Source organism: Luteibacter yeojuensis (assembly GCF_011742875.1).
GTDB lineage: Bacteria > Pseudomonadota > Gammaproteobacteria > Xanthomonadales > Rhodanobacteraceae > Luteibacter > Luteibacter yeojuensis.
In genome coordinates this window covers 516,282-542,442 of record NZ_JAAQTL010000002.1, presented here as the reverse complement: position 1 = coordinate 542,442, position 26,161 = coordinate 516,282, and the positions used below count along the sequence as shown (strand labels likewise).

21 protein-coding genes and 3 pseudogenes are annotated in these 26,161 nt (G+C 61.2%); 11 read left to right on the top strand and 13 right to left on the bottom strand.

Annotated features, from left to right (window positions below; genetic code table 11):
* Window positions 1–57: 57 nt before the first annotated feature.
* From HBF32_RS17375 to HBF32_RS17360, 4 genes and pseudogenes are all read left to right on the top strand, one after another.
* Entirely contained in the window at window positions 58–831 is a 774-nt protein-coding gene (locus HBF32_RS17375) for a TSCPD domain-containing protein (RefSeq protein WP_166701038.1), read from the top strand.
* A gap of 178 nt (window positions 832–1,009) precedes the next feature.
* Complete coding sequence (locus HBF32_RS17370) at window positions 1,010–2,305, top strand: ATP-binding protein (protein WP_166701037.1); 1,296 nt, start codon at window positions 1,010–1,012, stop codon at window positions 2,303–2,305.
* A 153-nt stretch (window positions 2,306–2,458) separates the two neighbouring features.
* A protein-coding gene (locus tag HBF32_RS17365) for an IS3 family transposase (protein WP_240148021.1) occupies window positions 2,459–3,573 on the top strand; the annotation gives its coding sequence in 2 pieces (ribosomal slippage) (window positions 2,459–2,711 and window positions 2,711–3,573; 1,116 coding nt in all).
* Window positions 3,574–3,600: 27 nt separating this feature from the next.
* Window positions 3,601–3,738, top strand: a pseudogene (locus HBF32_RS17360) (integrase core domain-containing protein); the annotation flags it as partial.
* A gap of 45 nt (window positions 3,739–3,783) precedes the next feature.
* On the opposite strand, the gene HBF32_RS17355 reads toward HBF32_RS17360, so the two are convergent.
* Entirely contained in the window at window positions 3,784–4,716 is a 933-nt protein-coding gene (locus HBF32_RS17355; RefSeq protein WP_166701036.1) for a DUF3427 domain-containing protein, read from the bottom strand.
* Between the two features lie 231 nt (window positions 4,717–4,947).
* Between HBF32_RS17355 and HBF32_RS17350 the strand changes: the two genes are divergently transcribed.
* Window positions 4,948–5,943 carry an SOS response-associated peptidase family protein gene (locus tag HBF32_RS17350; protein WP_166701035.1) on the top strand — a complete coding sequence of 332 codons (996 nt, stop codon included), beginning with the start codon at window positions 4,948–4,950 and terminating at the stop codon, window positions 5,941–5,943.
* Here the strand turns inward: HBF32_RS17350 and HBF32_RS17345 are convergent.
* The 4 genes from HBF32_RS17345 to HBF32_RS17330 all read right to left on the bottom strand — a co-directional run bounded on the left by HBF32_RS17345 (window position 5,912) and on the right by HBF32_RS17330 (window position 9,530).
* The gene (locus tag HBF32_RS17345; RefSeq protein ID WP_166701034.1) at window positions 5,912–6,421 is read right to left on the bottom strand and encodes a hypothetical protein; all 510 of its coding nucleotides are present in this window, start codon (window positions 6,419–6,421) and stop codon (window positions 5,912–5,914) included. The two genes, HBF32_RS17350 and HBF32_RS17345, sit on opposite strands and share 32 nt — an antisense overlap.
* Before the next feature lie 25 nt (window positions 6,422–6,446).
* Complete coding sequence (locus tag HBF32_RS17340) at window positions 6,447–7,577, bottom strand: acyltransferase family protein (protein ID WP_166701033.1); 1,131 nt, start codon at window positions 7,575–7,577, stop codon at window positions 6,447–6,449.
* A gap of 103 nt (window positions 7,578–7,680) precedes the next feature.
* Window positions 7,681–8,421: a response regulator gene (locus HBF32_RS17335; RefSeq protein ID WP_166701032.1), complete on the bottom strand. Its 741-nt coding sequence runs from the start codon at window positions 8,419–8,421 to the stop codon at window positions 7,681–7,683.
* Window positions 8,418–9,530 (bottom strand): sensor histidine kinase, encoded by a 1,113-nt coding sequence (locus HBF32_RS17330; protein ID WP_166701031.1) that lies wholly within the window; start codon window positions 9,528–9,530, stop codon window positions 8,418–8,420. The genes HBF32_RS17335 and HBF32_RS17330 overlap by 4 nt, the downstream gene beginning before the upstream one ends.
* Before the next feature lie 168 nt (window positions 9,531–9,698).
* On the opposite strand from HBF32_RS17330, the gene HBF32_RS17325 reads away from it, so the two are divergent.
* Entirely contained in the window at window positions 9,699–10,448 is a 750-nt protein-coding gene (locus HBF32_RS17325) for an HD domain-containing protein (RefSeq protein ID WP_166701030.1), read from the top strand.
* A gap of 292 nt (window positions 10,449–10,740) precedes the next feature.
* Here the strand turns inward: HBF32_RS17325 and HBF32_RS17320 are convergent, their stop codons facing one another.
* The 4 genes from HBF32_RS17320 to HBF32_RS17305 all read right to left on the bottom strand — a co-directional run bounded on the left by HBF32_RS17320 (window position 10,741) and on the right by HBF32_RS17305 (window position 13,421).
* Window positions 10,741–11,553 carry a hypothetical protein gene (locus tag HBF32_RS17320; RefSeq protein ID WP_166701029.1) on the bottom strand — a complete coding sequence of 271 codons (813 nt, stop codon included), beginning with the start codon at window positions 11,551–11,553 and terminating at the stop codon, window positions 10,741–10,743.
* A gap of 2 nt (window positions 11,554–11,555) precedes the next feature.
* The gene (locus HBF32_RS17315) at window positions 11,556–12,011 is read right to left on the bottom strand and encodes a hypothetical protein (RefSeq protein WP_166701028.1); all 456 of its coding nucleotides are present in this window, start codon (window positions 12,009–12,011) and stop codon (window positions 11,556–11,558) included.
* Window positions 12,012–12,125: 114 nt separating this feature from the next.
* Window positions 12,126–13,001 (bottom strand): retroviral-like aspartic protease family protein, encoded by an 876-nt coding sequence (locus HBF32_RS17310; protein ID WP_166701027.1) that lies wholly within the window; start codon window positions 12,999–13,001, stop codon window positions 12,126–12,128.
* A gap of 138 nt (window positions 13,002–13,139) precedes the next feature.
* Complete coding sequence (locus tag HBF32_RS17305; RefSeq protein WP_166701026.1) at window positions 13,140–13,421, bottom strand: hypothetical protein; 282 nt, start codon at window positions 13,419–13,421, stop codon at window positions 13,140–13,142.
* 520 nt (window positions 13,422–13,941) lie between these two features.
* Here HBF32_RS17305 and HBF32_RS17300 point away from each other — a divergent pair.
* From HBF32_RS17300 to HBF32_RS17280, 5 genes and pseudogenes are all read left to right on the top strand, one after another.
* Complete coding sequence (locus HBF32_RS17300; protein WP_166701025.1) at window positions 13,942–19,347, top strand: RHS repeat domain-containing protein; 5,406 nt, start codon at window positions 13,942–13,944, stop codon at window positions 19,345–19,347.
* Window positions 19,344–20,234 (top strand): RHS repeat domain-containing protein, encoded by an 891-nt coding sequence (locus tag HBF32_RS17295; protein WP_166701024.1) that lies wholly within the window; start codon window positions 19,344–19,346, stop codon window positions 20,232–20,234. The genes HBF32_RS17300 and HBF32_RS17295 overlap by 4 nt, the downstream gene beginning before the upstream one ends.
* Before the next feature lie 669 nt (window positions 20,235–20,903).
* Window positions 20,904–22,033: pseudogene (locus tag HBF32_RS17290) on the top strand (IS3 family transposase).
* A gap of 56 nt (window positions 22,034–22,089) precedes the next feature.
* Window positions 22,090–23,081 (top strand): annotated as a pseudogene (locus HBF32_RS17285) (IS3 family transposase); the annotation flags it as partial.
* 82 nt (window positions 23,082–23,163) lie between these two features.
* Entirely contained in the window at window positions 23,164–23,334 is a 171-nt protein-coding gene (locus HBF32_RS17280; protein ID WP_166701022.1) for a hypothetical protein, read from the top strand.
* A gap of 12 nt (window positions 23,335–23,346) precedes the next feature.
* Here the strand turns inward: HBF32_RS17280 and HBF32_RS17275 are convergent, their stop codons facing one another.
* The 4 genes from HBF32_RS17275 to HBF32_RS17260 all read right to left on the bottom strand — a co-directional run bounded on the left by HBF32_RS17275 (window position 23,347) and on the right by HBF32_RS17260 (window position 26,040).
* Entirely contained in the window at window positions 23,347–24,309 is a 963-nt protein-coding gene (locus HBF32_RS17275) for a cupin domain-containing protein (protein ID WP_338039826.1), read from the bottom strand.
* A gap of 14 nt (window positions 24,310–24,323) precedes the next feature.
* On the bottom strand, window positions 24,324–24,860 hold the full coding sequence (locus tag HBF32_RS17270) for a carboxymuconolactone decarboxylase family protein (RefSeq protein ID WP_166701020.1): 537 nt from the start codon (window positions 24,858–24,860) through the stop codon (window positions 24,324–24,326).
* 80 nt (window positions 24,861–24,940) lie between these two features.
* The gene (locus tag HBF32_RS17265; protein WP_205287767.1) at window positions 24,941–25,465 is read right to left on the bottom strand and encodes a YkgB family protein; all 525 of its coding nucleotides are present in this window, start codon (window positions 25,463–25,465) and stop codon (window positions 24,941–24,943) included.
* Between the two features lie 41 nt (window positions 25,466–25,506).
* The gene (locus tag HBF32_RS17260) at window positions 25,507–26,040 is read right to left on the bottom strand and encodes a carboxymuconolactone decarboxylase family protein (RefSeq protein ID WP_166701019.1); all 534 of its coding nucleotides are present in this window, start codon (window positions 26,038–26,040) and stop codon (window positions 25,507–25,509) included.
* Window positions 26,041–26,161: the final 121 nt, after the last annotated feature.

Sequence of the window (26,161 nt, the reverse complement as noted above, 5' to 3'; positions counted from 1 at the left end):
GTAGTACCCATCCGGCCCGGCGTACGCGCCGGGCCGGATACCTAAGAGAGAAGAGTCATGGCGATCAAGATCGAAAAGAAGATCAAGGGCTACAACGTCGTTAAGCCCGAGGACAAGGCCGCCCCGGCCCCCGCCGCCGCGCCGGTGAAAGACACCGCGCCCGTGGCCGAAGTGATCCAGATGCACGAAAGCCTGGAGCGCCCGGAAACCCTCGTGGGCAACACGTACAAGATCAAGTCGCCGCTCTTCGAGCACGCGCTGTACGTGACCATCAACGACATCGTCCTGAACGCCGGCACCCCCTACGAACAGCGCCGTCCCTTCGAGCTCTTCATCAACTCGAAGAACATGGACCACTTCCAGTGGATCGTGGCGCTCACCCGAATCCTGTCCGCCGTCTTCCGCAAGGGCGGCGACGTGACCTTCATCGTCGAAGAGCTCAAGGCCGTCTTCGACCCGCGCGGCGGCTACTTCAAGGCCGGCGGCGTCTACATGCCCAGCATCGTCGCCGAGATCGGCGCGGTGATCGAGCAGCATATGAAGTCGATCGGGCTCATCCACGATCCCGAAATGAGCGAGGCCACCCGCCAGCTCATCGCCGAGAAGCGCGCGGCTTACGAGAAGGCCGCCGCCAAGCCGGCCGCCGCCCCTGTAGGAGCCGCTACAGCGGCGAGCCAGGCTGGCGATAGCGCTTCCTCAGCCGAGTCCCACACCAACGCCTCGGGCTTCCCTGCCGGCGCCACCCTCTGCGCCAAGTGCAATACCCAGGCGCTGGTGCTGATGGATGGGTGTCAGACTTGTTTGAATTGTGGGTATTCGAAGTGCGGGTGAGGTGATCCCGCTTAAGTCCCTAATAAGGTTGGAGAAAGCACTTCTTCGGCGTGATGCGCTTTGAGCTGCACGAAGTTGATGCGTGTCCCGCAGCAGGGGCTAATAATAACGTCAGGGAGATGCGCGCATCCGTGCGCAAAGATTGGGCTGGGCAATTTTTTCTAGGGGAAGGGGCAGCATGGTCGTAAAGGAAGCGGTGCAGCCGGAAGCCGTTTTCACTCCGCGTGCGAACAGGGTGCGGAGTGATATGTATATTGAGCGCCCCATTCTCGAAAAGGCTCTTCTTCGCGCATTACGTATGTCGAAACATGTAGTGATACATGGCGAAAGCGGCGCGGGTAAGTCTTGGCTCTACAAGAGGCTGTTCGAAGCGGAAGACATCACCTATGAGGTGATAAATCTTGGTCGGGCAAGTTCGGCAGGTACGATATTGGCCGTGGTTGAAAGTACTCTCGCTCGAAATGGTATTGCAACCCGTTCCGGATACTCAGAGGAGAAGAAAGCGGCAGTCAAGGCGTTCGTCGCTGAAGGTGAGCTTTCACACTCCAATATGTTTGCCTTTCCGAAGCAAGATGCATTCGAAGCGTGCTTAAAAGCGGTAAGAGCGAAGGCGGGTACGAAGCGTAAATGTTGCCTCGTGTTCGACAACCTAGAGCATATCCTTGACGATCCTCAATTGATTAAGGAGCTGGTTGGGTTGCTACTCTTGGTGGACGACAGCAACTACGCTCAGTACGATGTGAAGATCTTGCTTGTTGGTACGTCGAATGATATCCGTTCGTATATTACTCAGGCTTCTAATTCCAATACCGTGACTAATCGGTTGATGGAAATACCGGAGGTTGCTCGACTATCGGACGATCAAGCTCGAGTTCTTGCCACCCGAGGGTTCATCGAAATCTTGGGGTATACAATCGAACCCCATCGCGAGTTCAATCTCAAGTATTATGTCAATGAGATAATTTACTATGCGGATCTTATTCCGCAGTATTTGCAGGACATCTGCTTGCAGATTGCATTTCGAGCGCAAGAGAATGGAAATGTTATTGATTTCTCTGCGTTCGACAAGGGGCGACATGACTGGGTTCGGGCCTCGCTCATAAGTGAGCTATCGGTCGTTGAGTTCAATATGAACTCGCGGACGACCAAGATTGGTAGAAAGAATCAAGTTATTTATGCCCTCGGTGCCTGTAAGAATTACGACTTAACAAGTAATGAGATTGAGTTGATAATTCGTCGCGAATTCCCGAATAGCTGCAAAGATGTGGTACTGAATGTTCCTCAATTGTTGTCGGAGCTTGCTTCATCTCAGAAGCCACTAATACGGCGCACGCCCAGAGGAGATGCTTATCGGTTCGTCGATCCCAAATTACGCATGATCATTCGTCTAAAAATGACCAAGATTGCCGGAGAGCAGCTGTACTTGCGACCATTCGACGATTCGATGTCTGATATGAATTCGCGGCCGTCTTAGTGGCTCAATACCCCCGCGCGATATGAAGTCTTCTTCCGCAGGCGCATCGATGTGTTGAGCGTTGGACGCAATCGGGTCGTAAGCTCCCCCTGACCTGCCCCCACTGAGCCCTACCACATGAAGCTGTAAAGTCCGTCAATCACGAGGACGGATATGAAGAAGAGTCGTTTCACCACCGAGCAGATCATCGGGTTTATCAAGCAGGCTGAGGCAGGCATGGCGGTTTCGGAGCTGGCCCGGCAGCATGGCTTCAGTCCCGCCAGCTTCTACGCCTGGCGGGCCAAGTACGGCGGCCTGGAGGCGTCCGAATTGCGCCGGGTGAAGGACCTGGAGGCGGAGAACGCCAAATTGAAGCGTATGTACGCAGAGTTGGCGCTGGATAACGCGGCACTGAAGGACCTGATTGCAAAAAAACTCTAGGACCGGCCCAGAAGCGAGAGGCGGTGCGCTTCTTGACCGAGGTGCATGCCCGCCCACTGAGCCGGTCCTGCAGGTATCTCGGGTTGTCACGAGCGGCCTGGTATGCGCCGCCCCTGGACTGGACGGTGCGTGACGCTGAACTGATCGCCGCCTTGGCGAAGCTGGTGGAAGAGCGGCCAAGCCGGGGCTTCTGGAAGTGCAGCGACCAGTTGCGCAAGAAGCGAAAGGATTGGAACCCAAAACGGATATACCGTGTGTACAAGGCGATGAAGCTAAACATCCGGCGCGCAGCGAAGCGTCGCCTTCCGAAACGCGATCGCATCGCGCTTTATGTGCCGAAGTTGCCGGATACCGTGTGGTCCATTGATTTCATGAGTGATGCTCTGGCTTGCGGCCGCCGCTTCCGGACGTTCAACGTCGTCGACGACTTCAATCGCGAGGCGATGCATATCGAAGTGGACACATCGATCACTTCAAGCCGCCTGGTGCGCGTTTTCGATCAGATCAAGCGCGACCACGGACTGCCGCAGGTGGTGCGTTCGGACAACGGGCCGGAGTTCCTGGGCGAGACGTTCACCCAGTGGGCAAAACCCAATGGCGTGGCAATTCAATACATCCAGCCCGGCAAGCCCAACCAGAACGCCTTCATCGAACGCTTCAATCGCACCTTCCGCGAGGAGGTCCTGGACCAGTACCTCTTTGCCCGCCTTGAAGATGTTCGCGAGGCGGCACACTGGTGGATGATCGACTACAACGAAGTACGACCCCACGACGCTCTTGGCGGCATCAGCCCCGTCGAATTTCGCACCAACCACGCCAGAAGTTCTACTTTTGATGTGTCTGCTTGACAGGGGAGCTTACGGAAGGAGCAGTGCGCACACCGGCACCGCTTCGAAAGCCAGCAGCATGCGATGCGAGTGATCGGCGACTGGATCGCGTTCTACAACCACTGGCGTCCGCACCAGGCGCTGGGGATGAAGACACCCGCTGAGGCATACGCTTTAGCGGCCTGACCTGTGCAGGAACCGCTGGGTCATTACAGACACAGCAATCGCGGACTAGAGTTGATAGCGGAAAGCTATGGGCTTAAGGGCAGCTTGTAGAGGTTGCCAGTCTTCGACTTTGACTACCTCGCCACCTGTAGCGTAGACGTCCTGCCCAGTGCTCCTCAGCGAAATGGAGTGGACGAGGAAAAGATCCGTTGTGTAGCCATCCTTTCGACCATTCCATGCTGACTGGATTTCACCTGCAGTCACGTCGACGGTATGGCCAATCGATTGCGTACCTTTCACTTCCACTCGCTTCTCGACGCCGGCCTGCAAGCACCTTAGATCGAAGGGGTGAGTGCTGGATGTATCGATTACACGGTAGCCCAAGGTCGCGTAGTGCTCTTTGGCTATTTCCATTGCGTGTATCTCGACGGTTCTTCGCCTTTGGTAGTCTCGCATTCGGCCCTGTCCATGCGCACGAGGCATCGCTAGCTCCTCGGTCACGAGTGCTTGCCGGCGTTCGGCCTCGGCAGTCGCCATCGGCGCTTCTGATCGCCAGGCATAGACTCGAGCGAGCTCACCGGTCGGGTGCTGGACAAAGTCCAACACCTCGAACTCACAAGTGACAGGGCGTTCGTCTTTCATCAGCGGTGGCGAAAGTCGGCCGCAATACACAAAAGGAAGTGTCGAGGAAGCCTTCGCTCGGACTCGCACAAAAAGATGAGCTTCGCGCTCGCCCGATATGAGGCTCTGTAGCACTGGACTTTCTTGTGTCTGGCGCGTCTGACTCTGCCACCAGAACAGGTTCCCCTCAAACTGATCGCGATAGGTGTAGTGATCCTTCTCCAACGTCACGAAGAGGAGTACAGCGTTCGCGAATTCGGTAATTCCGGTAGGCCGAACGAAATTCTTAGGCGTTATAGAACCTAGCTCCGCGATCTCCGCACGGCTGTAGCTGTCGCCAAGTCGAAATCTCGAAAGATCGATGAATTCATCCTTCATCGTGGGAGCCCACGAGCCAGTGGCAACGTGAAGTAGGCGACTGCCTTGAATCCCCGAGACGCCTTTCGATGCTTACCCCAAGTCACAGCGACCCCTTCGCCTTTGGCGACCGCGTTATTGCTCTAGGCCGAAGCCCCTTAGGAGATGAGAATAATCCTAAGCAGCTATATGGGAAAGGCTCTTCCTTAAGACATATCGATCGTAAACTCTCCGGGGCATACGCTTCGCCACATGTGTTACTCAGCCAAAATCCTGGCCGACTTCCGCATTTACCAACGCTACGGCGGCACCCTCGACATGCGCGCCTTCGCCAAGCTGGCAGGCTGGGCCGCAGAAGCCGGCACCTGGATGAGCGCCGTCCCGAAATCCATGCGCAACGCCTTCCTGGCATCAGCCATCCCCGAGGACGAGGAGGCCAGAAAGGCCGCCCTCGAGGCCTACCGGGCAGCCGCCCTGGCCCAGGAGCGCCTGATCGCCGAACAAACCGAACGCCTGACCCGCGCCGAGTCCGTCCTGGCCGGCCCCAAGCCCACAAAGAAAGCCGCGACCGACAAACGCGTCGCCACCAACAAGATCGCCGAGGCCCGCCGCAAGCTCTCCGAAGTCAACGACTTCGCCATCCAGGACGGCTTTGACCGCATCTGGCCCGGCTACTACGCCCCCGTCCTGATTCGCGATCCCGCGACGGGCGAGCGGATGGTGGTCCCCATGCGTTACCGCTGCCGCCTCCCCGGTTGGACAGCCGCCGACGAACGCGAAAAGCCCGGCACCTACATGGCCCGCCGCAACAGCCTTTCCACCGTGTGGAGAAAGCTTTGGGGCTTCAACCACGCCGTTGTCGTGGCAAGCCGGTTCTACGAAGCCGTGAGGCTCCACGATCTGCAACACCGTTCGCTGGCCCCCGGAGAACGGGAAATCTCAATAGAACTCGAATTCCGTCCCGAGCCCGCTCAGGACATGTTCCTCGCCTGCCTCTGGCGCTACAGCGAGCCCACCGATAACGAGCCCGGCTTCTACTCCTTCGCCGCCATCAGCCGACCGCCGCCCCCGGAGATCCGGGCAGCAGGACACGACCGCTGCATCATCGCCATCCGACCGGAACACCTCGACGCCTGGCTAAACCCTGACCCGAAACACTTGGCCGATCAGGAAGCCATCCTCGACGACCCCATCGACGCCTACTACCAGCACCAGCTCAGCGAGCGTGGCAAGGGGCCGGCGGATTAGCCTCAGCCCGGGCAGCTTCCGCATAAGTCCCATCCAGCCGAAAAATATCGCAATGAAGCGAACCCCCGTTGGTCTCGTCGCGAGGCGTCGCGGCCAGCGTCACGCCGAGCCTGCGGGCGATGCGCAACGTACAGTCCGACCAGACAAGCGCGCCGCAACTCACGTGCTGAACGATCAGGCAGACGCGCCGCCGGTCGGGTGGCCGGGGCGCAACGGCGTCGTCGATGAGCAGGCCTTGCGCCAGCAGCACCGCGTTGACCACCCCGCTCACGCTGGTGTTCGGCGAGACGGCCTCCAGCCAGGGTTCGCCCCGCTGGACGTCCCTTGCGCACATCGGATATATCGGCGGCTTCCCGGCTCGGATACCAGGGCGAATCAACCGCGCCCAAAGGTGCGCCAGCGACCGCGCCGTGCGAACCATAAGCCAGCGCACGTCGTCGTCGGAGAGTGGGGAGGAGGGAGGTTCGAGATCGGCCATGCGGCAATCCTGCCGCGTGGCCGTATCAGTTCTTGAGAGGCGTGGACACCGTCGACGGCACCGACCGGCCCTCCACCTTCATCCCAAAGACAAGCCGCAAACCCCGGACCCGCCGCACACACCCTTCATAAATAACCAGACACACCGCCATGCTCACAAGCAGAACAGCGACGTACTTGGTCCACGGCCCCCAGGGATACTGCACCACGACATACCCCACCAGAACGATCACCGTCTGGTGAAGAATGTACAGCGGATAGCTAGCCTCCCGCGCCCATGCAAGCAGCGGATTGGCAAAGGAAAGGTGCCGGTACCCATAACCAATAAAGACCATCGTCCACAGCCAGGTGAAAACGTTGGCACCCACATGATCGGTGACCGAATCGTGCGCCACGACCCCGCTGGTCAAGCCCCAGATCAGCAACCCCAAGACCGCGCCGCCCGCGAGCAGCGACCACCGCCGTACATCGCACAACCACTGCCACGTACCGGGCATGGCCGCCAGCACATAGCCGTAAGCGGTAAGCAGAAGATAGTGATTGAAGATGTACCAGTCACTGACGAGGTTATGTGCCTCGGGATACAGGGACTTCAGGCAGGCTTCGTTGATCCCCAGCGGTAGGCCAAGAAGGAACAGCCAGCTGCCAGGCTTGATGCGCGGCTGGGCAGGCTTCCACCACAGCATCGCAGGCAGCAGCAACAGCACATACACGTAGAGATACGCGATGAACCACAGATGGTGCCAGCTGAAATCCCCCGCCGGATACGGATGGAACTGCAGCACCCGCGAAGCATAGAAAGCCAGATAGCCGCCACTCCATTGCCCAGCCTGGAGTCGCTCGGCATAAATCTGCGGTGGCACCAGCAGAAACATGCCGACCGCCAGCGGCACAAGCAGCTTGATCGACCGCTCGCGCACGAAGGTCGCAGGGCTGCGTCGACGCAAGGCAAACCACATGCCCGCCCCGGCAATCACGAACAGCAGGGGCATGCGCAGGCGGTGCGCAATATCCATCGGCCAAACCAGCGCAGGAATGGTTTCATGGTTGACCACATGCCAGCCCCAACCGACAAAGATCATCCCGGTATGAAAGAAGAACAGGATGAAGATGGCGATGACACGCAGCCAATCCAGGAAATCGTAGCGCTCGACCATGGCCCCAACCCTCGTGTGGTGTAGGGGTCGCAGCGTGGCAGTGGACCATGCGCTCCGCCGCGGAAATGTGGCGGACGGGGCGTACCCCGGGGCGAAGTGGAAGCTACTGGCCCATGCGGGCAAAGAAGGCATCGCGGTAACGCCGGCTAAGGCGCAGCGTGGTGCCGTTGCGGAGGTGCAGTTCGTGGTCGCCCTTGAACAGCGGCGTCAACGAGCCGATGGCACCGATGTTGACGGCGGCCGAACGATGGATGCGCACGAAACGCTCCTCGCCAAGCTGGGCCAGCAGGTCCATCAAGGTCCGGCGTAGCATGTACCGGCGCGATGCCGTGTGGACGTGCACGTAGTTGTCGTCGGCCTCGAGCCAGTCGACGGTGGCTGCGTCCAGCAAGTGAAGACGCTCGCCATCGGGCACGAGCAGGCGCTCGCACGGTGGCGCCTGCGCGCGGCCGACCGCCACCGCCGCCGTACCCACGTCGTGCGCGGCCACCCGGGAGCGGACGCGCTCCAGCGTGCGCAGGAGGCGTTCCTGGTCATAGGGCTTGAGCAGGTAATCGACGGCATTCAGGTCGAAGGCGCGCACGGCGTGTTCGTCGAACGCGGTGACGAACACGATCAGCGGCGCCGTGGCCGCATCCAGTTGAGCAGCTACCTGAAGACCCGAGAGCGCCGGCATCTGCACATCGAGAAACGCAACATCCGGCTGCTCCTTGGCGATGGCCTGTGCCGCGGCAAGACCATCCTCGGCCGCGGCGACCACGCTGATGTCCGGCTGTTCCGAGAGCCATCGCGCGATCTTCTCGCGCGCAGGCGCCTCGTCGTCGGCGATCACCACGCGGATCACGCCACACGCTCCGCCAACGGCAGCCGCACCCTCGCGACCACGCCATCGTCCTCGTCGACCACGGCCAGCGACGCGCGGTCGCCATAAAGGATCCGCAGCCGCTCGCGGCAGTTCCGCAGGCCCAGCCCATCCCGATGGCCTGGCCATAACGTGACGCCCGAGTTGCTCACAGACACCTCCACGCCTGCCGGATTGTCGATTCCACGAACCTCGATCACCACCGTGACTGTCCCGATGGTCCGCTCCACCCCGTGCTTGAACACGTTCTCCAGCAGAGGCTGCAACAACAGCGCCGGCACCGGCACATGGCCCACCGCCTCATCCACGTCCCACGCGACCACGACCCGGTCACGGAAGCGCTCGCCCATCACATCGGCATACAGCGCAAGCAGGCGCAGCTCCTCGCGGAGTGGCATCATCTCCGTGCCGACGGTGCGAAGGCTCGCGCGGAGAAGATCGCCCAGCGTCGCCACCAGGCGGTCGGCACGCGCGACATCGGTATGCATCAGCGCCGATACCGTGTTCAGCGCGTTGAACAGGAAGTGCGGCCGCAACTGACCCTGCAGCTGGACCAGCTGCGCTTCGGCCAGTGCACGCTGCGCCTCCAGCAAGCCCTGCCGCTGGTGTCGCCATTGGCCATACGAGTCCATGCCAAACAGGATGCCGAGCCACAGCCCGGCGAACAGGCAGAGCTTCACGCTTTCGTAGATGAAGACGAACATCCACCCCGCGTGCTCGTACGGACGCCCCATCGCGGCGTACACGCCGTGCCGTATCGCATACACCGCCACGACGAACGTGATATCCGCCAAGGGCAGCCAGCGCAGGTACCGGCCGAACCAGGTCAACGGGTGCTCCAGGTAGGGCGCGTACCGATCGCGTGCACGCAACGCCAGCCAGGCCCAGCCCGTCGCCACCACCACCGAACTGCCCTCCCACAGCACCGGTTCCCACCATGCGATGGCCGGGTTGCGCAGCGCATCCTGCGCCGAAGCCCAGATCATCAGCAGCCAGAACGCCGCCCAGAGCCCGGCGAGCAGCGCGGTGCCCCGCATCGGGACACGTTCGGCCTGGGCGGCGGTCAGGGAAGGGCGGGTCAGGAGGGTCATGGAGACCGAGTGTATCGGCGCCTGCCGCGACTGGCGTCGGATTTGTGGTGAGCGGGACATGGGAGGGGCAAAGCGGACCCGGGCGACCATCGGATGCACCAAGGTATTATTTGCAAGCTTTCAGGGCCGGGCGGCGCCTAGATTTGGCCTGAAACACGGAGAACGAACATGCCGAGCCGCAGGCCCATCACCGCCATTTGTATCGCCATTGCCATCGCGATGGCCGGTCCTTCGTTGGCACGGGAGCCCCAGCCCTCGGCGCCCATGCCTGAATCCAGCGAGGTATCCGGCGTGCGACTCCCCGACAGCAAGATGGCTCGCGACGTCACCCGCATCGTTCGCGATGCCGAGGGCGACCTCCTCTTTCAGCACTCCGTGCGCGTTTACTACTGGGCGGCCCTGGCGGGAAAGCGTAAGGGGCTCAGCGTCGACCCGGAACTCCTTTACGTGGCGGCCATGTTTCACGACTTCGGCATGACGTCAGGGTATGGCACAAGTCACTCGCGCTTCGAAGTGGATGGTGCGAACGCCGCACGCGACTTCCTCAAGAAGCACGGCGTATCGGACACGGACAGCCAGAACATCTGGCTTGCGATCGCGCTGCACACGACCAATGGCATTCCGCCGCATCTTTTCCCCATCGCCACCCTGCTTGCCGAGGGTGCCAACATGGATCTCGTCGCCGCCGGTTACGACGACTTCACCGCCGCCGAGCGGAATGCCGTCGAGGCGGCCCATCCGCGCCCCGCCCGCTTCGCTGAGGGCTTTATGCAAACCGCTTACGACAGCCTCAAGCACCGTCCCGAAACGACCCAGGGCACCGGCCTCGCGGACATCATGGCGTACAAGGACCCCACGTTCGTCCGCAGGGACTACAGCAGCATGATGCTGAAGTCGCGCTGGAATACCGGGAAGTAGTAGCGACCGCGTCGTATGTGACGCCGTACAATCAAGGCCCCGCCGGCAGTTGCCAAGAGCTTCTCGGCATGCCCGCACGTCGCGCTTGCAGAATCTGGCTGTTGAGGGACTTCAGGATCTTCATGATGCGCTGATGATGGGGGCGGTTAAACATGCAGAACCTCTCCACCGTAGTGCTTCACCAGATGATCCAGCAGCGCCTGTTCTTCTGGTGGCATGTTTTGCGGATCGATCAGATGCCACTGACGCTCATACAACACGGTGCGGCACCGCCAGGCATCAGACCCAGTCGTCAATGCCAGGCGTTGGGATGCTCGTCAGTAATGCACTGAAGCGGGCCCAGCGCCGATTTGCTCGGATACCAGACGGTAGCCGTCGCTCCCTTCCTGGCGTAATTGACGAACACCTGTTTGTACAAAGTGATCTTGTCGCCGAAGATGGTCTGGTAACGAATGCGAAGAAGCAGTCCTTTCTGGACTGTCTGTGCGGCCTTCATCGGACCGAAAGGCTGCTCTATAGAGCTGTCGCGTACCGAGACCAATAGATTCTGGAGCGACTCGGCTTCTCTCGCCTTGTTTTCTTCGGGCGTCGTGCCGATGGTGAATCCGGCATCGTAGGGGCAGAAGTCGTCGGGAACGCCGTGGACTTTCTTGAGCAGATCATCGAGCGAAAGAAAAGGGTAGTTGGTCGGCTCGCCCTTCTCGACGGTCACCTGCTTCGTTCCCACGGCCCTGAAGATGCCGCTGCTTTCCACCGCAAAGGGCTTGAGCGCGCTCATCTGCGCGGACGTTCCCGGCTTCAGCACCTCGACGATGGTATTGATGGCAGGAAGATCCGATTCCGGACTCAGCTCGATCGACAGGAACGGCCGCGATTGGTCCTCGAACCAGCGCGAAAAGCCGATGCTCGGAAACCCCAGCTTCGTGGGGTGGGTCGCCTTGAGGTAGCTGTCCTGAACGGTGGATCCACCGTAGGTGCAGCGAATGACGATTTTCGCATTGCCGGTCTGGCTACCCAGGGCGGGACTGCAATTGCCCGACGTCGATGGGTTGGCGTATGCCGATCCCGCGGCGAGCACGATGATGAGGAGCAAGATGAGGCGCATGGTCAGTCTCCGATCTTCAGCGTTCCGCCACTCATGTGCTGGATGACCGGGCTGTTCTTGCCGGTGGTCATCGGGGCAGGGTGCGGCAGCGTCGGAAAGAAATAGTCCTTCATGGCATCGAAGACGTGGCGCCGGCAGTCGTCGGATGCCTTGGCGGCGTCGAGGACCTGGCTGGCAAGAACGCCCTCATGGCGTTCCCATTGGACGCCCGCCTTGGCATCTCCCTCCGCCTTCACGATCTTGCGAAGCACCTTGCTCACCTCCGCCTTCACGTCGGCCGATACGTTCGCCGACGCGCTCCACCCACCTGTAGCCGCCTTGGCGCAGACGACGTCGGCCGCTTCGGCGATGTAGACGATGCGCTGGTGGGGATCGGCGGCCTGCGCGTTGGAAAGGTGCGCGATGACCATGAGGCCGACTGCCGCGAGCGCGATAACGATTCGCTTTACCTGATGCATATTCACTCCCTGTCGATTGCTTCGCGCGGCCCCTTGCGGGCTGCGGAGTCCCAAGTCTTCCGGGGTTATCGGCAGGGAGCGATGTCACTTGAGCCCTGGCGGGCACGTGACGAATCAGATCGGGCAAACGGCGATGGCACGCGAGCGCTGATCGATGGCGAGGATCGATGAAGACAGGGCGTGCGCACCCATCAGGATTTCAGGGAAGCGATCGGAAACCCTCGCATCCAGGTTCTCGAGCGTCATGGCCCCGAGTTGCAGGGGACCCGCAACGACGCCTCGCGCAGTGTCGATCTTCGTATTCGACAATTGCCCCGTGCCTGCCTGCGCCAGGGGAGCCGACGAAACACTGTCCCACAGCGCGCGCGGCACCACCATGCCCACATTCGCACCGGTATCAAGATGGGCTTCAAACGGATCCCCATGAATACGAATGGGTACACGGAATGCGCGTTCGTAAGGCAGCGCGCCGCTGTCGTCTTGCGCCAGGTGCGAAGCCCTGCTGAACTCGATCTGCCGCCTTTCATAATCGATGACAACCAGGCCATCGGCGAAGAAGTCACGGCCGAGGATGCCGTCGAACGCCGCATCGCCCTTTGCATGCTTCTTGTAATCGCGCGTGATCAGGTCGATGTCACGGCGCGTAAGTGAGCCCAGCGTCAGCGAATCCAGGTGCGTCGTCTTTACCTCGGCGGTCTTTACCGCGTCCGACGTCGTCGTATTGCCGCTGGTTTGCAAGCCGAGTGCAGAAAGCATGCTGGTATCGAGTCGCCCGACGCCGCTTGCACCGGTGTCTACCGCAAAGCGAAACGGTCCGCGACCGTTGATGTGCGCCTCAACATAAATTCGGTCATCGACGGTGGAAAAGGGCAGGCGGATGACCGGATCGGCGGGATGGCGCGCCACCTCACATGCATCCTTCGTCCAGGCCGTCCCGCACCCGCCAATCGCCAGGCATAGGCTGGCCACGATCTTGAGCGTAAGTTGCATCGTCTTCCCCTGTCCCTGTGGAAATCGAGCGTAACCACGCGAGGCTGCACCGTCGACCCCGACCAATGGCACGGTCCAGCCTGTGCGCCTCCCCCAAGGTGGTGAAGCCCGGTGCGGGAGACGCGTCGGCCTCACCGACTACACCACCCTGAGAACGTCATTCACCGGTGGCGTCTGATCCCAAACCATCCGCGTATGCGCCTGCGTCGCACATTGCAGGCCCATATGCGTCATCGCCTCGATGGCATCGAGTGCCGATGCCATGTCCTTGCACTTCACTCCTTCCGCCTCGTAGATCAACGAGGCCAGAAGGCTGCTGATGCCCCGCGCGTGCTGCAACCACTCGGTGGCTTCGTTCATCAATGCGTGCGCGGTCGCATCCGCGTCGGTCAGGTGGGGGTGGTCTTTCGGTCCGTTCATCGCATTCTCCTTGTCGTGCCGTCGTAACACGGGCTCACGGGTGCGCCGGCGACCCGGTCGCCGGGCGCCGTACGGCGGGCTTGCTTCTTGTGAACAGCAACGGCTATCCAAACGGTAGCATTCACTTTGGCAAGGCCTGCAAGGATGCCCTCGATTAGGACGCCGGCTTTCGCTGCATCGGGACGACCCAGGGCACGGGCCTCGCAGACATCATGGCGTACAAGGATCCTTCGTTCGTCCGCAGGGACTACAGCAGCATGATGCTTATCTCGCGTTGGGATGCCGGTAAGTAGGCTGGCGAAACACCGATTCGAGAATAGTTTCGAGAGGTATGCAATTTCGGCAACTGTCATTCGCGCTTAGAGCAAACGCGCTACGCGGCCTCGAAGCCTGTCGTCGCAACCTATTGCGTTTCACACCGCTACCCTCGTATAACCCTGCGACACGAAGTGCGCGCGAGGACCGGGCCACCTAGTCCGACCTCGTTCCGAACAAGCTGTTCGACAGGGGAAAACAACGGATGGGTGCTTCCAGGCGGTCGCGTACGCGCGATGCGGTTTTCGCGTGTGTTTTAGGGATGATGACGACGGCGGTTACCGCGCAGTCGGTGTCGATCGAGTCGGAATGGAAGAAGCTTCTTCGGGTCAATGAAGACATTCAGCCGCTGGGGCCTGACGCCTTCGGCGAATCCATAAGTACCTACGATGGGTCTCTTTCGTTCCGACAGGTGGACCTCGAGGCTAAGGGCAATGGCCTGCCCATCATCGTGGAGCGAACGATCCATGCGCGACCGGTAGGCGGTCCGAATGCCTATGTGTTCGAGCTGGCTGCCCAAGGCTTCACCGACTGGGACATGACGGTTCCGCAGCTGGAGACGCTCTCTGCCGAAACCAGGTTCACGGACGAAGATGGTCACGACGAGTCCTTCTGGTATTTCATTGACGAGCCGCAACGCTGCACGCGCTTCTACGGGGCGGGCACCATCGACGTGCCGACCAAACCGGGCGAGGACGGCGTGATGTGGACGCCGAACCAGTGGTGGCATGGTATCCAGCTGAAGATTCCGGGCGCCGGTGCGCAGGATGTCCTCCAGCGGGATCCCGGTAACAACAATGTGCCCCAGATGACCCGTGCGGACGGCTCGGCCATGCCGTTTACCGCCGTTACGCGGCAGAACTGGGCGCTCGGCTGCGAGAACACCGCAGGGGTTGGCGAGACCTTCGTCGCCGTCGCACCGGACGGCACCCGTTACTGGCTGGACCGACTGTCGTGGCGCCCGACCTCCACGCTCGCGCATCCCGGCGGCGGCGCCCTGAAGCGGCGCGTCGTGACCTTGCAGGCGAGCCGCGCCGAGGATCGTTTCGGCAGGCGGCTCAGCTATAGCTATGACGCAAACAACCGCCTGACGTCGATCACGGCGGACGATGGCCGCAGTGTCACGTTCACCTATGCGCAGTGGCAGCATTCCTCGGGCCTGTTCCCGGTGGGTGAACGCATCACGACGGTGACTCAGCACGCGGCGACGGGCGACAGGACCTGGACCTACACCTATGGCGGCACGGCCGACGAGCCGGTTCTCGCCAGTGTGACGCTGCCGAACAGCTCTTCGTGGTCGTTCTCCAACATGAAGGCGCTCGCCACCGGCCAATCGGCCCAGCCGGACAAGCTTCGGGTCGACTACGAAGGATGTGTGTACACCGCAGGCGGAACCCCCGTTTCGGACGTGGCGACGCTGACGCACCCGTCCGGGCTTACCGGCACGTTCACGCTGACCTCCGTCGTGCGTGGTCGTTCGAACGTACCGAGGCGATGCATCCTCGACCGCGGCGTGAACATCATCCAGATCCCACACGCCTATGTGTCGTCTGCGATCTCGCAGAAACACTATACGGGGGCGGGCGTCGACCAGCTCTGGAGCTTCACGTATTCGCCCGCCAATGCAAGCTGGAATACCGATTGCACGAGTGGCTGCACGAACACCGTGTGGACACAGGAAACGGATCCCGATGGCAGCCGCGTGGTGCATACGTTTTCCAATCAGTGGGGCTCGACTGAAACACTGCTGAAGCGGGAGGACACCTATCCCGTCGGCGGCGTGAATCCCACTCGCTCGGAAATCACCGAATATGCTGCTGCGACCGCCGGCCCATGGCCATCCCGGCTTGGCGACAACCTGCAGGGCCTGATGAACCACGATCAGACCGAGATGCTTTCACCGGTCTCGAAGCGGACCCTCCTGCAAGACGGCGATACCTACCAGTGGCAAGTAGCATCGGGTAGTTTCGATGTCTTCGCGCGCCCTCTCACCGTCAACCGCGGCACGGTCGGTATGGCCGGCCAGAGCACTCGCACCGAGCGAACGACGTATAACGATGACCTGGCGCATTGGGTGCTTGGCCAGACCAGGAAACTTGAGGTCATCGAACCCACCGCGACCACGACCGTTTCGGAGACGATCTTTGACGCGCTGGCGCGGCCGACCGAGCGAAAGAGCTTCGGCCGCACGGTGATGACCTACGGCTGGAACGGTGGCGACCTGGCCTCGTTCACAGATGGCAATGCGCACACCACCAGCCTGTCGAACTACCGGCGCGGCATTCCGCAGCTGGTGACCTACCCGGATACACATACCCAGACCGCTGTCGTCGACGACCTCGGCCAGATCGTCTCGGCAACCGACCAGCGCGGCGTGACAACGGGTTATCACTACGACGGCATCGGTCGTCTTACCCAGGTCGACTACCAGACCGAGGCGAACGGCAAGACCTGGGCTCCCAAGATCTTCACGTATGAATTCGTGGGGAGCGAGCCGGGTATCGCCGGCAGCCACTGGCGGCGCACCGTCACTCATCACGATCGCGCGGACATACAGCGATTCGATGCCCTGCTCCACCCTATCTCATCCGAACAGCGTCGTGCCTCGGACGGCGCTTTGACGATCACCACGTTGGCGAACTACGACTGGCGCGGCAACCAGACCTTCGCATCGTATCCGATTGCCGGCTCAGCCGCTTACGATCCGACTCAGAAGGGTGTCAGGCATATCTTCGATGCGCTGGGCAGGGAAACCAGCTCGACACGAGACGCCGGTGACGATGTGGTCCTGACGACCGGTACGGCCTATCTCAGTGGTGCGCGCCGGAAGTTCACCGATCCGCGTGGGAATGAAATCACCACTACATTCCAGGTCTTCGACGCGCCCTCCTACGAGCAGCCTTTGCGAGTGCAGGCGCCGGAAGGTGTGGACCAGGTCATCGACCGAACGATTTTTGGCGATGTTCTGGCTATCCATCAGATGGGGGCGGACCCGCGCGGCGAGAAGCTTTACAAGTATGACGCCTTCCACCGTGCCTGCCGGGTGATCGAACCCGAGACCGGTAACACCGTCATGCAGTACGACGGTGCGGATAACGTGGTGCAGACGGCGCGAGGCATCGCCGTCAGCGGCGACGGATGCCTGTCTGCCACGGACATGCCCGCCGGATCGACGGTGGTACGCAGTTTCGATGCGATGAACCGGCTGACTTCAGTGGCCTATCCGGATGGTTCGCCCTCCGTGACCCTGACTTATGACGGCCTCGGCAATCCGGCGACGGCTCAAGCCGGTGTGGACACCATCTGGTCGTACGCGCGTAACAACGTCAACCTGATGAGTCTCGAGCGGTTGCAGGTCGATGGACGGCAGTGGGACATCGCCTACGATTACGATGCGAAGGGGGCGCTGTCCGCGATCACGTATCCCGATGGCAAGATCGTGGGTTACACGCCCGATGCCCTGGGGCGTGCTACGCAGGCAGGCACATACGCCACGGCGGTCAGCTATTTCCCTGACGGAAACCTGGAGTCGTTCGCGTTCGGTAGCGGTGCGGCCTATTTTGCACGGGAAAATGACCGGATGACACTGCAAGATTTCACCTATGGAACAGCGGCAGCCACGGTCATCGATCAGACACTGACGTACGACCGGACGGACAACATCACCCACATCGAGGACCACTTGGGCGGCGGGCAGCGGAGCAAGACCTTTACCTATGACGCGCTCAACCGACTTGTCACGGCGGAATCCGTGCCGCTGTGGGGCAAAGATACCTACCACTACGATGTGCTTAACAACATCACGGGCATCGATACCCTCAATGGCGGAGTGACGACGGGACGCACTTACACTTATGGCGCGTCGAATCGCCTGGACTCCATCACGACGACTGACGGTGTGACTTCCTCGTACGCCTATGACGTGCGCGGCAACGTAACAAGCAGGGCAGGGCAGGTGCTGGCCTTCGACCTGGCGGATCGGCTCAGTGGCATCGCCGGCATCGCGGACTATGCGTATGACGCGAACGGTCGCCGCGTGAAGCAGACGCCGGCGGGCGCCGTGCTTCCCAAGTACTCCGCGTACAGCGCCTCGGGTCAGTTGATGTGGGAGTACAACCCGTCCACCCAGCGAGCCAAAGACTATATCTACCTCGGCAAGAAGCTCGTTGCCGCCGCGGAGAACGTGCACGAGACCCTTATCGGCTTCGTTGGTGGGGTCACCGAGAGCGGCGTGATCGCAACACTGAACGGCTGGGCTTGCTCGCAGGGCTCCACGGACCCTGTCCCGGTGGAAGTATTCATCGACGGCCCCGCAGGAACGGGTACGCCCATGGGCTCGCCCGTTCTGGCGAACAAGCCCAGCAGTGCCACCGACACTGCCATGTGCGGCACGGGCGGCACGGCATACGGCTTTGCCATCACCATCCCCGAGGCTGTTCGCCTCGACCATGCAGGCGCCCCGATCTATGTCGTGGCCCATTCCAATATCGGCGGCCCCGACCAGCAGCTCGCAAATTCGGGTGTGCCGTTCGTGCCCGCCTCGGCATCGGCGCCCGATACCCCTGCCAGTGCGACCGCCGTCGTGGCGGGGGACCTCGCGTCCATCACCGTAAGCTGGGCAGCCTCGGCGCGGACCACCGCGTATCAGGTGGAAAAGCAGTTCAACGGTGGCGCCTGGTCCAGTCTGTATACCGGTACGAACCTGTCGACCGTGTTCGGCGGCCCGGCCGATGGAAACTGGACGTTCCGGGTTCGCGCCTGCGTCACGGTGAACTGCAGTATCGAAAAAGTCTCGAACACGGTCACGGTGGCGCATATTCCGCCGGCACCGGCGACCATCTCCGTGCCAGCCACGAGCAACGGACCGATCACGGTGTCGTGGTCGGCGGCGACTTACGCCGCTACCTATCACCTCGAACAGAGCATCAATGGCGGAGCCTGGACCTTAGCCTACTCGGGAGCTGCGACGTCCAAGGCCCTGACTGTCGGGGTCACGGGTACGTATACGTACCGCGTGACCGGTTGTAACGGGAGCGGTGTGTGCGGGCCATACAAGACGAGCGGTGGGGTCGTGGTGACCATCCCACCCAGCGGCACTCCCTCCATCAGTGCCCCGGCTGCCGTGCACAACGGAGCGTGGACAGTGAGCTGGAGTGGCGTCGCGGGGGCGACACGGTATGCCCTCTATGAGCGATACAACGGCGGTGGATGGGGGTTGGTCCAGAACACGGCCGCCGGCAGTTGGCCTACTTCGAACCGCCCCGATGGCTCGTACAACTATTACGTCAACGCGTGCAATGCCGGCGGATGCGGGCCGAACAGCGCAGTTGTGACAGTGACGGTGACCAACGTTCCGCCGGCACCGACCAATGTCCACGCCGTCGATGCCTTCAGCGGCAGCCATGAGACGCTGACCATCACATGGAATGCCACGCCAGGTGCGACATACCACGAGGTGCTTCGCAACAACACGACCACGACATGGCACGTGAACATGCCGACGCTGAAACAACTCGTCGAAACAGGACCCATCGGGGAAATCATTCTGTATGGCTACCAGGTCCGTGCGTGTAACGCGTATGGCTGCTCTGCCTGGGTGAGCGCGACATGAGGACGATGGCGATGATTGAGCTTTGCAGGTCGGTTCGTGGGGTTGCTGGTCGCTTCCTTTGTTTCATCGCGATTACGCTGGCGGCGTTATGCGGCAATTCGTCTGTTGCTGCGGAGACGGTGACTTATTACTACACAAGCCCGCAGGGGACGGTGCTGGCGACAACCGATGAAGCGGGTAATGTGCTGTCGACAGCGGACTACCGGCCGTATGGCGGGCAGGTGCTTGGAGTCGCGGAGCCGGGTCCCGGCTATACGGGGCATATTTATGATCTCGATTCTGGCTTGGTCTACATGCAAGCGCGGTACTACGATCCTGATATCGGGCGATTCATGAGCGTGGACCCTCTTAGTTCGGAGTTGGCGAACCTTCTCAACGTCGACGACTACGCCTATGCAAGTGACAACCCCGTCGTCAATTGGGATCCCACGGGGCTCTGTCCGATAAGTGTCGACGGTCAGGAGTGTCCCGCAACTGAGCCGCCTCTACCGTTGCCTAAGGACGATCAAGCTCCAACGACATCGCCCCCTCCGCCTCCGTCGAAGAGCATCGTGCAGCTTGACGAAGTCAAGGTCACACCCAACACCGGTTCCGTAGGGATTCCCCCACCGATCTTCCGCCCGCCCGGTGGGCGGCGGATCTTCAGACCGAGCATTTTCAAGCCTGTAGTTCGGCGGATAGATGACTTTCTATCGAATAGAATTGTAAAGATGCTAACGTTCAAAACAGCTAAGATCGCAAAGAGTGGCGTACTTAAGGTGACTCCAGTCGGCTTTGGCGTGGAAGTAGTTACTCACATCGAAGATCTAGGTGGGTGTGACGACAACGGACATTGCGCCGACGAAGCTCCTCAAAGTTCGCTGAGGAATCCTCCAGCTAAACCTTGATGGGTAAACAAAGGTACGCATGTTGTTTGACAAGATATTGTTCTTCATTCTTATCTTGCCCATGTTCGTCTTGGGCAAGATCCTTGCTACCTTGTTGGTCGGATCGGGCGGGTTGAGCTATTACATTTTTTATGTCGCCTGGCTACTGCTCAATACAGTATTGATTCTCAAATTGTGCTGGAGGAATGATGGTGTTCTTATACTGCGAATGATCACGTTCGCGATATTTCACTCCGCAGCAATGGTAGTTGTGCTCCTCTTCTTTGGGTGAGGACATCGAACAATTGGTTCGTTTGGTCGCCTTCACCGTAAAGCCCTACACCGCCTTGTGCACGCGGCCAGCTTCCGCATACGTCCCATCCAGTCGAAAAATATCGCAATAAAGCGAACTCCCGTTGGTTTCGTCGCGAGGCGTCGCGGCCAGCGTCACGCCGAGCTTATGGGCGATACGCAACGTACAGTCCGACCAGACAAGCGCTCCGCAACTCATGTCGGGTGATCGAACCTGAGACTGGTAACACCGTCATGCAGTACGACGGTGCGGATAACGTGGTGCAGACGGCGCGAGGAAGCGCCGTCTGAACCGCCCCGGTTCTCGTGGAGGCTTGACCTGTCCCCACTGAGCCGTACCACGTGAAGCTGTAAAGTCCGTCAATCACGAGGACGGATATGAAGAAGAGTCGTTTCACTACCGAGCAGATCATCGGCTTCATCAAACAGGCCGACGCAGGCATGGCGGTCTCGGAGCTGGCCCGGCAAAACGGTTTCAGTCCCGCCAGCTTCTACGCCTGGCGGGCCAAGTACGGCGGCATGGAGGCCGAGGACGCCAGGCGGCTGAAGGACCTGGAGTCCGAGAACAGTCGGCTGAAGCGTCTGTTGGCGGAGGCGCACTTGGACATCGAGGCGCTGAAGGTCGGGTTCGGGGTAAAACGCTAGTCCCGCAACGCGGGCGCGAGGCAATCCGACGCATGTGCAAGCTGACCTCGATCAGCGAGCGCCGGGCTTGCCGCCTTGCGGGGCTGTCCCGCGATGCTTTCCGTCATGAACCGCTGCCCACGCCTGCCACGCAGGCGTTGTCGCTGTGGCTGGTCGAGTTGGTGTAGGTACGCCGCCGATTCGGTTAGCGCCGCCTACACGACCTGTTGAAGCCGGAATTCCCGACGGTGAACCACAAGAAAGTGTATCGCCTATATCAGGAGGCCAAGCTGTCGGTGCGCCGTCGCCGCAAGGCGAAGCGCCCGGTCGGCGAGCGCCAGAAGCTGCGGGCTTCGTGTCGGCCCAACGACACCTGGAGCATGGATTTCGTCTTCGATGCCCTGGCCAACGGGCGCCGGATCAAATGCCTGACCATGGTCGATGACTTCACTCGCGAGAGCGTAGACATCGCGGTGGACCATGGCATCAGCGGTGTCTACGTCGTACGTTTTCTCGATCAGGCCGCCTGTTTCCGTGGCTATCCACGCGCCGTACGCACCGACAACGGGCCCGAATTCACCAGTCGTGCTTTCATCGCCTGGACGCAGCAGCATGGCATCGAGCACCTCCTGATCGAACCGGGCTGCCCCACGCAGAACGGCTACATCGAAAGCTTCAACGGCAAGTTCCGCGACGAATGTCTCAACGAGCATTGGTTCACGTCACTGATCCAAGCGCGTGACGTCATTGGAAGCTGGCGTCGGGATTACAACGAGGTTCGGCCCCATAGCAGCTGTGGCCGTATTCCACCGTCGCAATTCGCTGCCCACCACCGCGCACAACGGGACGTCAACGCAGTAACCTTCAACCCCGGACTTTCATAGTGATCACTGGTACGGCTGCTGGGGGCAGGTCACGTTACCAAACGAGGAGTCAGCGCATGAAGAGGTCGCGTTTTACCGAGGAGCAGATGGCCTACGCGCTCAAGCAGGCCGAGTTGGGCACGGCGGTCGGGGAGATTTGCCGCAAGATGGGTATCTCCGAGGCGACGTTCTACGTCTGGCGGAAAAAATACGGCGGTCTGGGGCCTTCGGAGCTGAAGCGATTGCGCTTGCTGGAAGACGAGAATCGCAAGCTCAAACAACTGGTGGCCGATCTGAGCCTGGACAAGGCCATGCTCCAAGAGGTGGTCACAAAAAAACTCTAAGGCCTGCCCAAAGGCGAGCCTGGGTAGGCCAGCTGCAGGAGCGCTTCGGCGCAAGCGAGCGACGCGCCTTACGGATCATGTCGATGTCACGATCATCGTATTCGTATCAAGCCAAGTCGCGCGACAACAGTGCGATCCGGCAGCGCATGCGGGAGATCACGCAGACGCGAATTCACTACGGATGTGAGCGAGTCTTTATCATGCTGCGGCGTGAGGGCTGGCGGGACAATCACAAGCGCGTGCACCGTCTTTATAAGCTAGAAGGCCTTTCATTGCGGCTTTGCCGGCCGCGTCGCAGCCGCAGTGCCCGTCGTCGGCAGCCGATCAGGTTGGCAACGGCGGCCAACACACTTTGGGGTATGGACTTCGTCAGCGACGCGCTCTTCGATGGTCGTCGTTTTCGGTTACTGACGGTGAGCGACCATTTCACTCACGAGTGCCTGGACATTGTGGTGGATCAATCGCTGCGTGGCGAACACGTGGCCGAAGCGATGACGCGCCTGGTCGCTCAACGCGGCAAGCCGGCGGCCATCAAAGTGGACAACGGCAGTGAGTTCGCAGGAAAGGTGATGGATCGATGGGCATACGAAAACGGAGTGGAGCTAGACTTCTCACGCCGCGGCACGCCCACCGACAACGCCGTGGTGGAGAGCTTCAACGGCCGTCTCCGACAGGAGTGTCTGAACGAGCATTGGTTCTTGTCGTTAGCCGACGCTCGGAGCAAAACCTGATGAGTCTCGAGCGGTTGCAGGTCGATGGACGGCAGTGGAAGTATTCATCGACGGCCCCGCAGGAACGGCTACGCCCATGAGCTCGTCCGTTCTGGCGAACAAGCCCAGCAGTGCCACCGACACGGCCATGTGCGGCACGGGCGGCACGGCATACGGCTTTGCCATCACCATCCCCGAGGCTGTTCGCCTCGACCATGCAGGCGCCCCGATCTATGTCGTGGCCCCGACGTCCCCCGGCTTGAACTAGCCTGTCGCGAAGCTATGTCGCGGGATCTTCGCCATGACCGTGGTGCCCGGACAACTTCCGCCAATGCGTTGGCGTCACCCCCATGTGCTTCTTGAACGCCCGCTGGAACGCCGCCTCCGACTGATAACCCACGATGCCCGCCACGGCGGCGACATGCGCGGACGGCTTCCTGAGTTCGTTGGCCGCCATGGTCATGCGGATATCGGTGAGCAGGTCGCTGGCTGACGCGCCGAGCTTTTCGCGGAAAAGACGGACGAACGTGGCCCGCGACATGGTGCAGAGCTGTGCGAGTTCCGGGAGTGTCCAGGCACGTGCGGGGTCGCGGAATATCGCCTCCAGCGCGGGTGCGAGGCGGGGCGATCCCGCCAGCGAAAGCAGCCCGGGAGACGGGTCCCGCGACTCGCTGGCCAGGCGCAATGCCACCGTGAAGAGCGCCGTCGACAACGCGTCGAGCATGGCATGGGCGCCGAGCGTTTCGGTATCCGTAATGGCACGCATGAGCGTCGCCAGGCCTTTCAGTTGCCTCGATGTCTCTTCGTCGGCACCGCTCGATCTTCCGATCAACCGCTCCGGGAGGTGGTTGCGGAGCAGGCGTTCGTGAGCGGCGGTCACGACGAAGTGGCCGCATAGCATGTCCAGGCGCGCACCGGCGCCCGTGTTCTCGCTGACGACGATGCTGGCGGCTTCCCGTTCCCGTGTCGGTGCGGGTGACGCCCCGCTGCCATCATGCAGCACATGTGAGGCGCCCTTCGGAAACACCAGGATATCGCCGGCCTTGAGCCGGATGGAGGAGCCGTTTTCCGGATCCTCCAGCGTGGCCGAACCGGCCAGCACGACGTGGTAGGGCATCTCGCCCGAGTCGGCGTGTGGCTGTTCGATGCGCCACGGCGCACCGAACACGCATCTCAGGTCGAGCCGGCCGCGTACCGGTGCGAATTCCAGCAGGCGGCTCAGCCAGTCTGTCGTCTCGTTCACGGCGGGCTCCGGCATCACTCGGCGGACGGAAAATCGAGCGGTGTGTCGTTGATGCGATTGAACGCATTGGTGAACGACGTAACGGCGATCGCGAGGCTGATATCTACGAGCTGCGCGTCGGTATATCCGGCTGCCTTGATGGCGGCGAACTGTGCGTCGGACACCGTCCCATGGCCCTTCGCCAGGACTCGTACGAACTGCACGAGGGCATCGCGCTTCGTGTCACCGGTGGGCTCGCCGGCGCGGATCCGCCGGATATCTTCCGCTTCGAGTCCGGCCCGCGCGCCGAGCTGGCTGTGCGCCGCGATGCAGTAATCGCATTGCGCGGCTTCGCTGACCACCAGCTTCACGGTTTCCTTGTCCCTCGTGCTGAGCGTGCTCGAAGCCAGTACACCGTCGGCTTGCAGGATCGCCTTGAGCGCGGCGGGCTTGAGCGAACCGACGGCGGCGTAGCAGTTCGGGACATATCCTGCCGCTTTGCGGATGTTGGAGAAGACGGCGGCGGCGGCGCCGGTAGCGGATTCGAGGGCAGGGGTGACGATGCGTTCCATGACGCGTTTCCTTCATTGATCGATGTCGTTGGCGCCGCCCAGGCATCGGACGGCGACGGGTTTCGGCTGTGTTGCCTGTCTTACTTCTGTGCGATCTCGAGCGCGGCCCGCTTCACGTCGTGTTGCAGGAGGTAAAGCGACACGGCGAGGAAGAGCACATCCTTCACGAGGAACGCGACGGGGAGGTACATGGCCGGGAAGCCACCCGCTTCCGACGCCCAGGCACCCGGCAGGAACGGCATGATGGTGACGGTGCCGATGAACGTGACGACCGAGCCGGCTGCGCCGAGGATGCCAAGCTTCCTGTTCCAGAAGCCAAGGAGGATGAGGCTGCCGAACAGCATTTCGGTCGCGCCGAGGAAGTGGGCGGCACCGTCGACACCGAAGGCGGGAATCAACCAGAACACCACGGGGCTATGTTCGATGAACCCTCTGATCTGGTGCGCTTCGAAACTGAACCATTTCTGGTAACTGAAGATCGCGAACGTGAAGACCATGGCCGCGCGCACCAGGTGGTGACCTATCTCGCCGCGGAATAGCGCCGTGTTCGACAGGGCGACGATGGCCTTGTCTATCATGTTGTGCCGGATGTGGACCTTGTTCAATTCGTACCCCTTGATGGTTGGGAATGCTGTAGCCGCTTTCGTCACACCGACGGAAAGTCGACCGTCGTGTCGTTGATGCGGTTGAAGGTGTTGGTGAAGACGATGACCGCGATGGTCAGGCTGATATCGACGAGCTCGGCGTCGGTGTAGCCGGCGGCCTTGATCTCGGCGAACGAGGCCGGTTCGATCGTTCCGCTGGTTTCGACCAGGTTGCGGACGAAGCGGATCAGCGCGTCGCGCTTCTCGTCGCCGGTCGGCGACCCGTCGCGGATGCTTTTCAGGGTGCCGGGCTCGAGGCCGGCCAACTTGCCGACGAGGCTATGGGCGGCGACACAGTAGTCGCAGCCGGCGGCGACGCTCACGACGAGCTTGATGGTTTCCTGGTCCTGCTTGCTGAGGGAGCTGGCTGCCAGCACGCCCTCGGCCTCCAGGATGGCCTTCAAGGCCTCCGGGCCATGCGCCCCGATGGCCGCCATGGCGTTGGGAACCCGCCCGAGGCTTTTCTTGATCTGGGCGTAAACCTCGGCGGTCGGGCCAGTGGCGGAGTCGAGGGCGGGGGTGTGCAGGCGTGACATGGTGCCAATTCCTTCGTTGTGTCGGTGGAGACACTTTACGAAGGGGGTGTGAGCTTGTTAATGACGTCAAGGGTCATAAAGATGCTCATTAGGATCACGGCGAGGCGCCCGGGGGCCCGGC

Coding starts and splice junctions, on each gene's coding strand:
- HBF32_RS17375 (WP_166701038.1), top strand. CDS start 58: ATGGCGATCAAGATCGAAAAGAAGATCAAGGGCTACAACGTCGTTAAG.
- HBF32_RS17370 (WP_166701037.1), top strand. CDS start 1,010: ATGGTCGTAAAGGAAGCGGTGCAGCCGGAAGCCGTTTTCACTCCGCGT.
- HBF32_RS17355 (WP_166701036.1), bottom strand. CDS start 4,716: ATGAAGGATGAATTCATCGATCTTTCGAGATTTCGACTTGGCGACAGC.
- HBF32_RS17350 (WP_166701035.1), top strand. CDS start 4,948: ATGTGTTACTCAGCCAAAATCCTGGCCGACTTCCGCATTTACCAACGC.
- HBF32_RS17345 (WP_166701034.1), bottom strand. CDS start 6,421: ATGGCCGATCTCGAACCTCCCTCCTCCCCACTCTCCGACGACGACGTG.
- HBF32_RS17340 (WP_166701033.1), bottom strand. CDS start 7,577: ATGGTCGAGCGCTACGATTTCCTGGATTGGCTGCGTGTCATCGCCATC.
- HBF32_RS17330 (WP_166701031.1), bottom strand. CDS start 9,530: ATGACCCTCCTGACCCGCCCTTCCCTGACCGCCGCCCAGGCCGAACGT.
- HBF32_RS17325 (WP_166701030.1), top strand. CDS start 9,699: ATGCCGAGCCGCAGGCCCATCACCGCCATTTGTATCGCCATTGCCATC.
- HBF32_RS17320 (WP_166701029.1), bottom strand. CDS start 11,553: ATGCGCCTCATCTTGCTCCTCATCATCGTGCTCGCCGCGGGATCGGCA.
- HBF32_RS17315 (WP_166701028.1), bottom strand. CDS start 12,011: ATGCATCAGGTAAAGCGAATCGTTATCGCGCTCGCGGCAGTCGGCCTC.
- HBF32_RS17310 (WP_166701027.1), bottom strand. CDS start 13,001: ATGCAACTTACGCTCAAGATCGTGGCCAGCCTATGCCTGGCGATTGGC.
- HBF32_RS17305 (WP_166701026.1), bottom strand. CDS start 13,421: ATGAACGGACCGAAAGACCACCCCCACCTGACCGACGCGGATGCGACC.
- HBF32_RS17300 (WP_166701025.1), top strand. CDS start 13,942: ATGGGTGCTTCCAGGCGGTCGCGTACGCGCGATGCGGTTTTCGCGTGT.
- HBF32_RS17295 (WP_166701024.1), top strand. CDS start 19,344: ATGAGGACGATGGCGATGATTGAGCTTTGCAGGTCGGTTCGTGGGGTT.
- HBF32_RS17280 (WP_166701022.1), top strand. CDS start 23,164: ATGAGCTCGTCCGTTCTGGCGAACAAGCCCAGCAGTGCCACCGACACG.
- HBF32_RS17270 (WP_166701020.1), bottom strand. CDS start 24,860: ATGGAACGCATCGTCACCCCTGCCCTCGAATCCGCTACCGGCGCCGCC.
- HBF32_RS17260 (WP_166701019.1), bottom strand. CDS start 26,040: ATGTCACGCCTGCACACCCCCGCCCTCGACTCCGCCACTGGCCCGACC.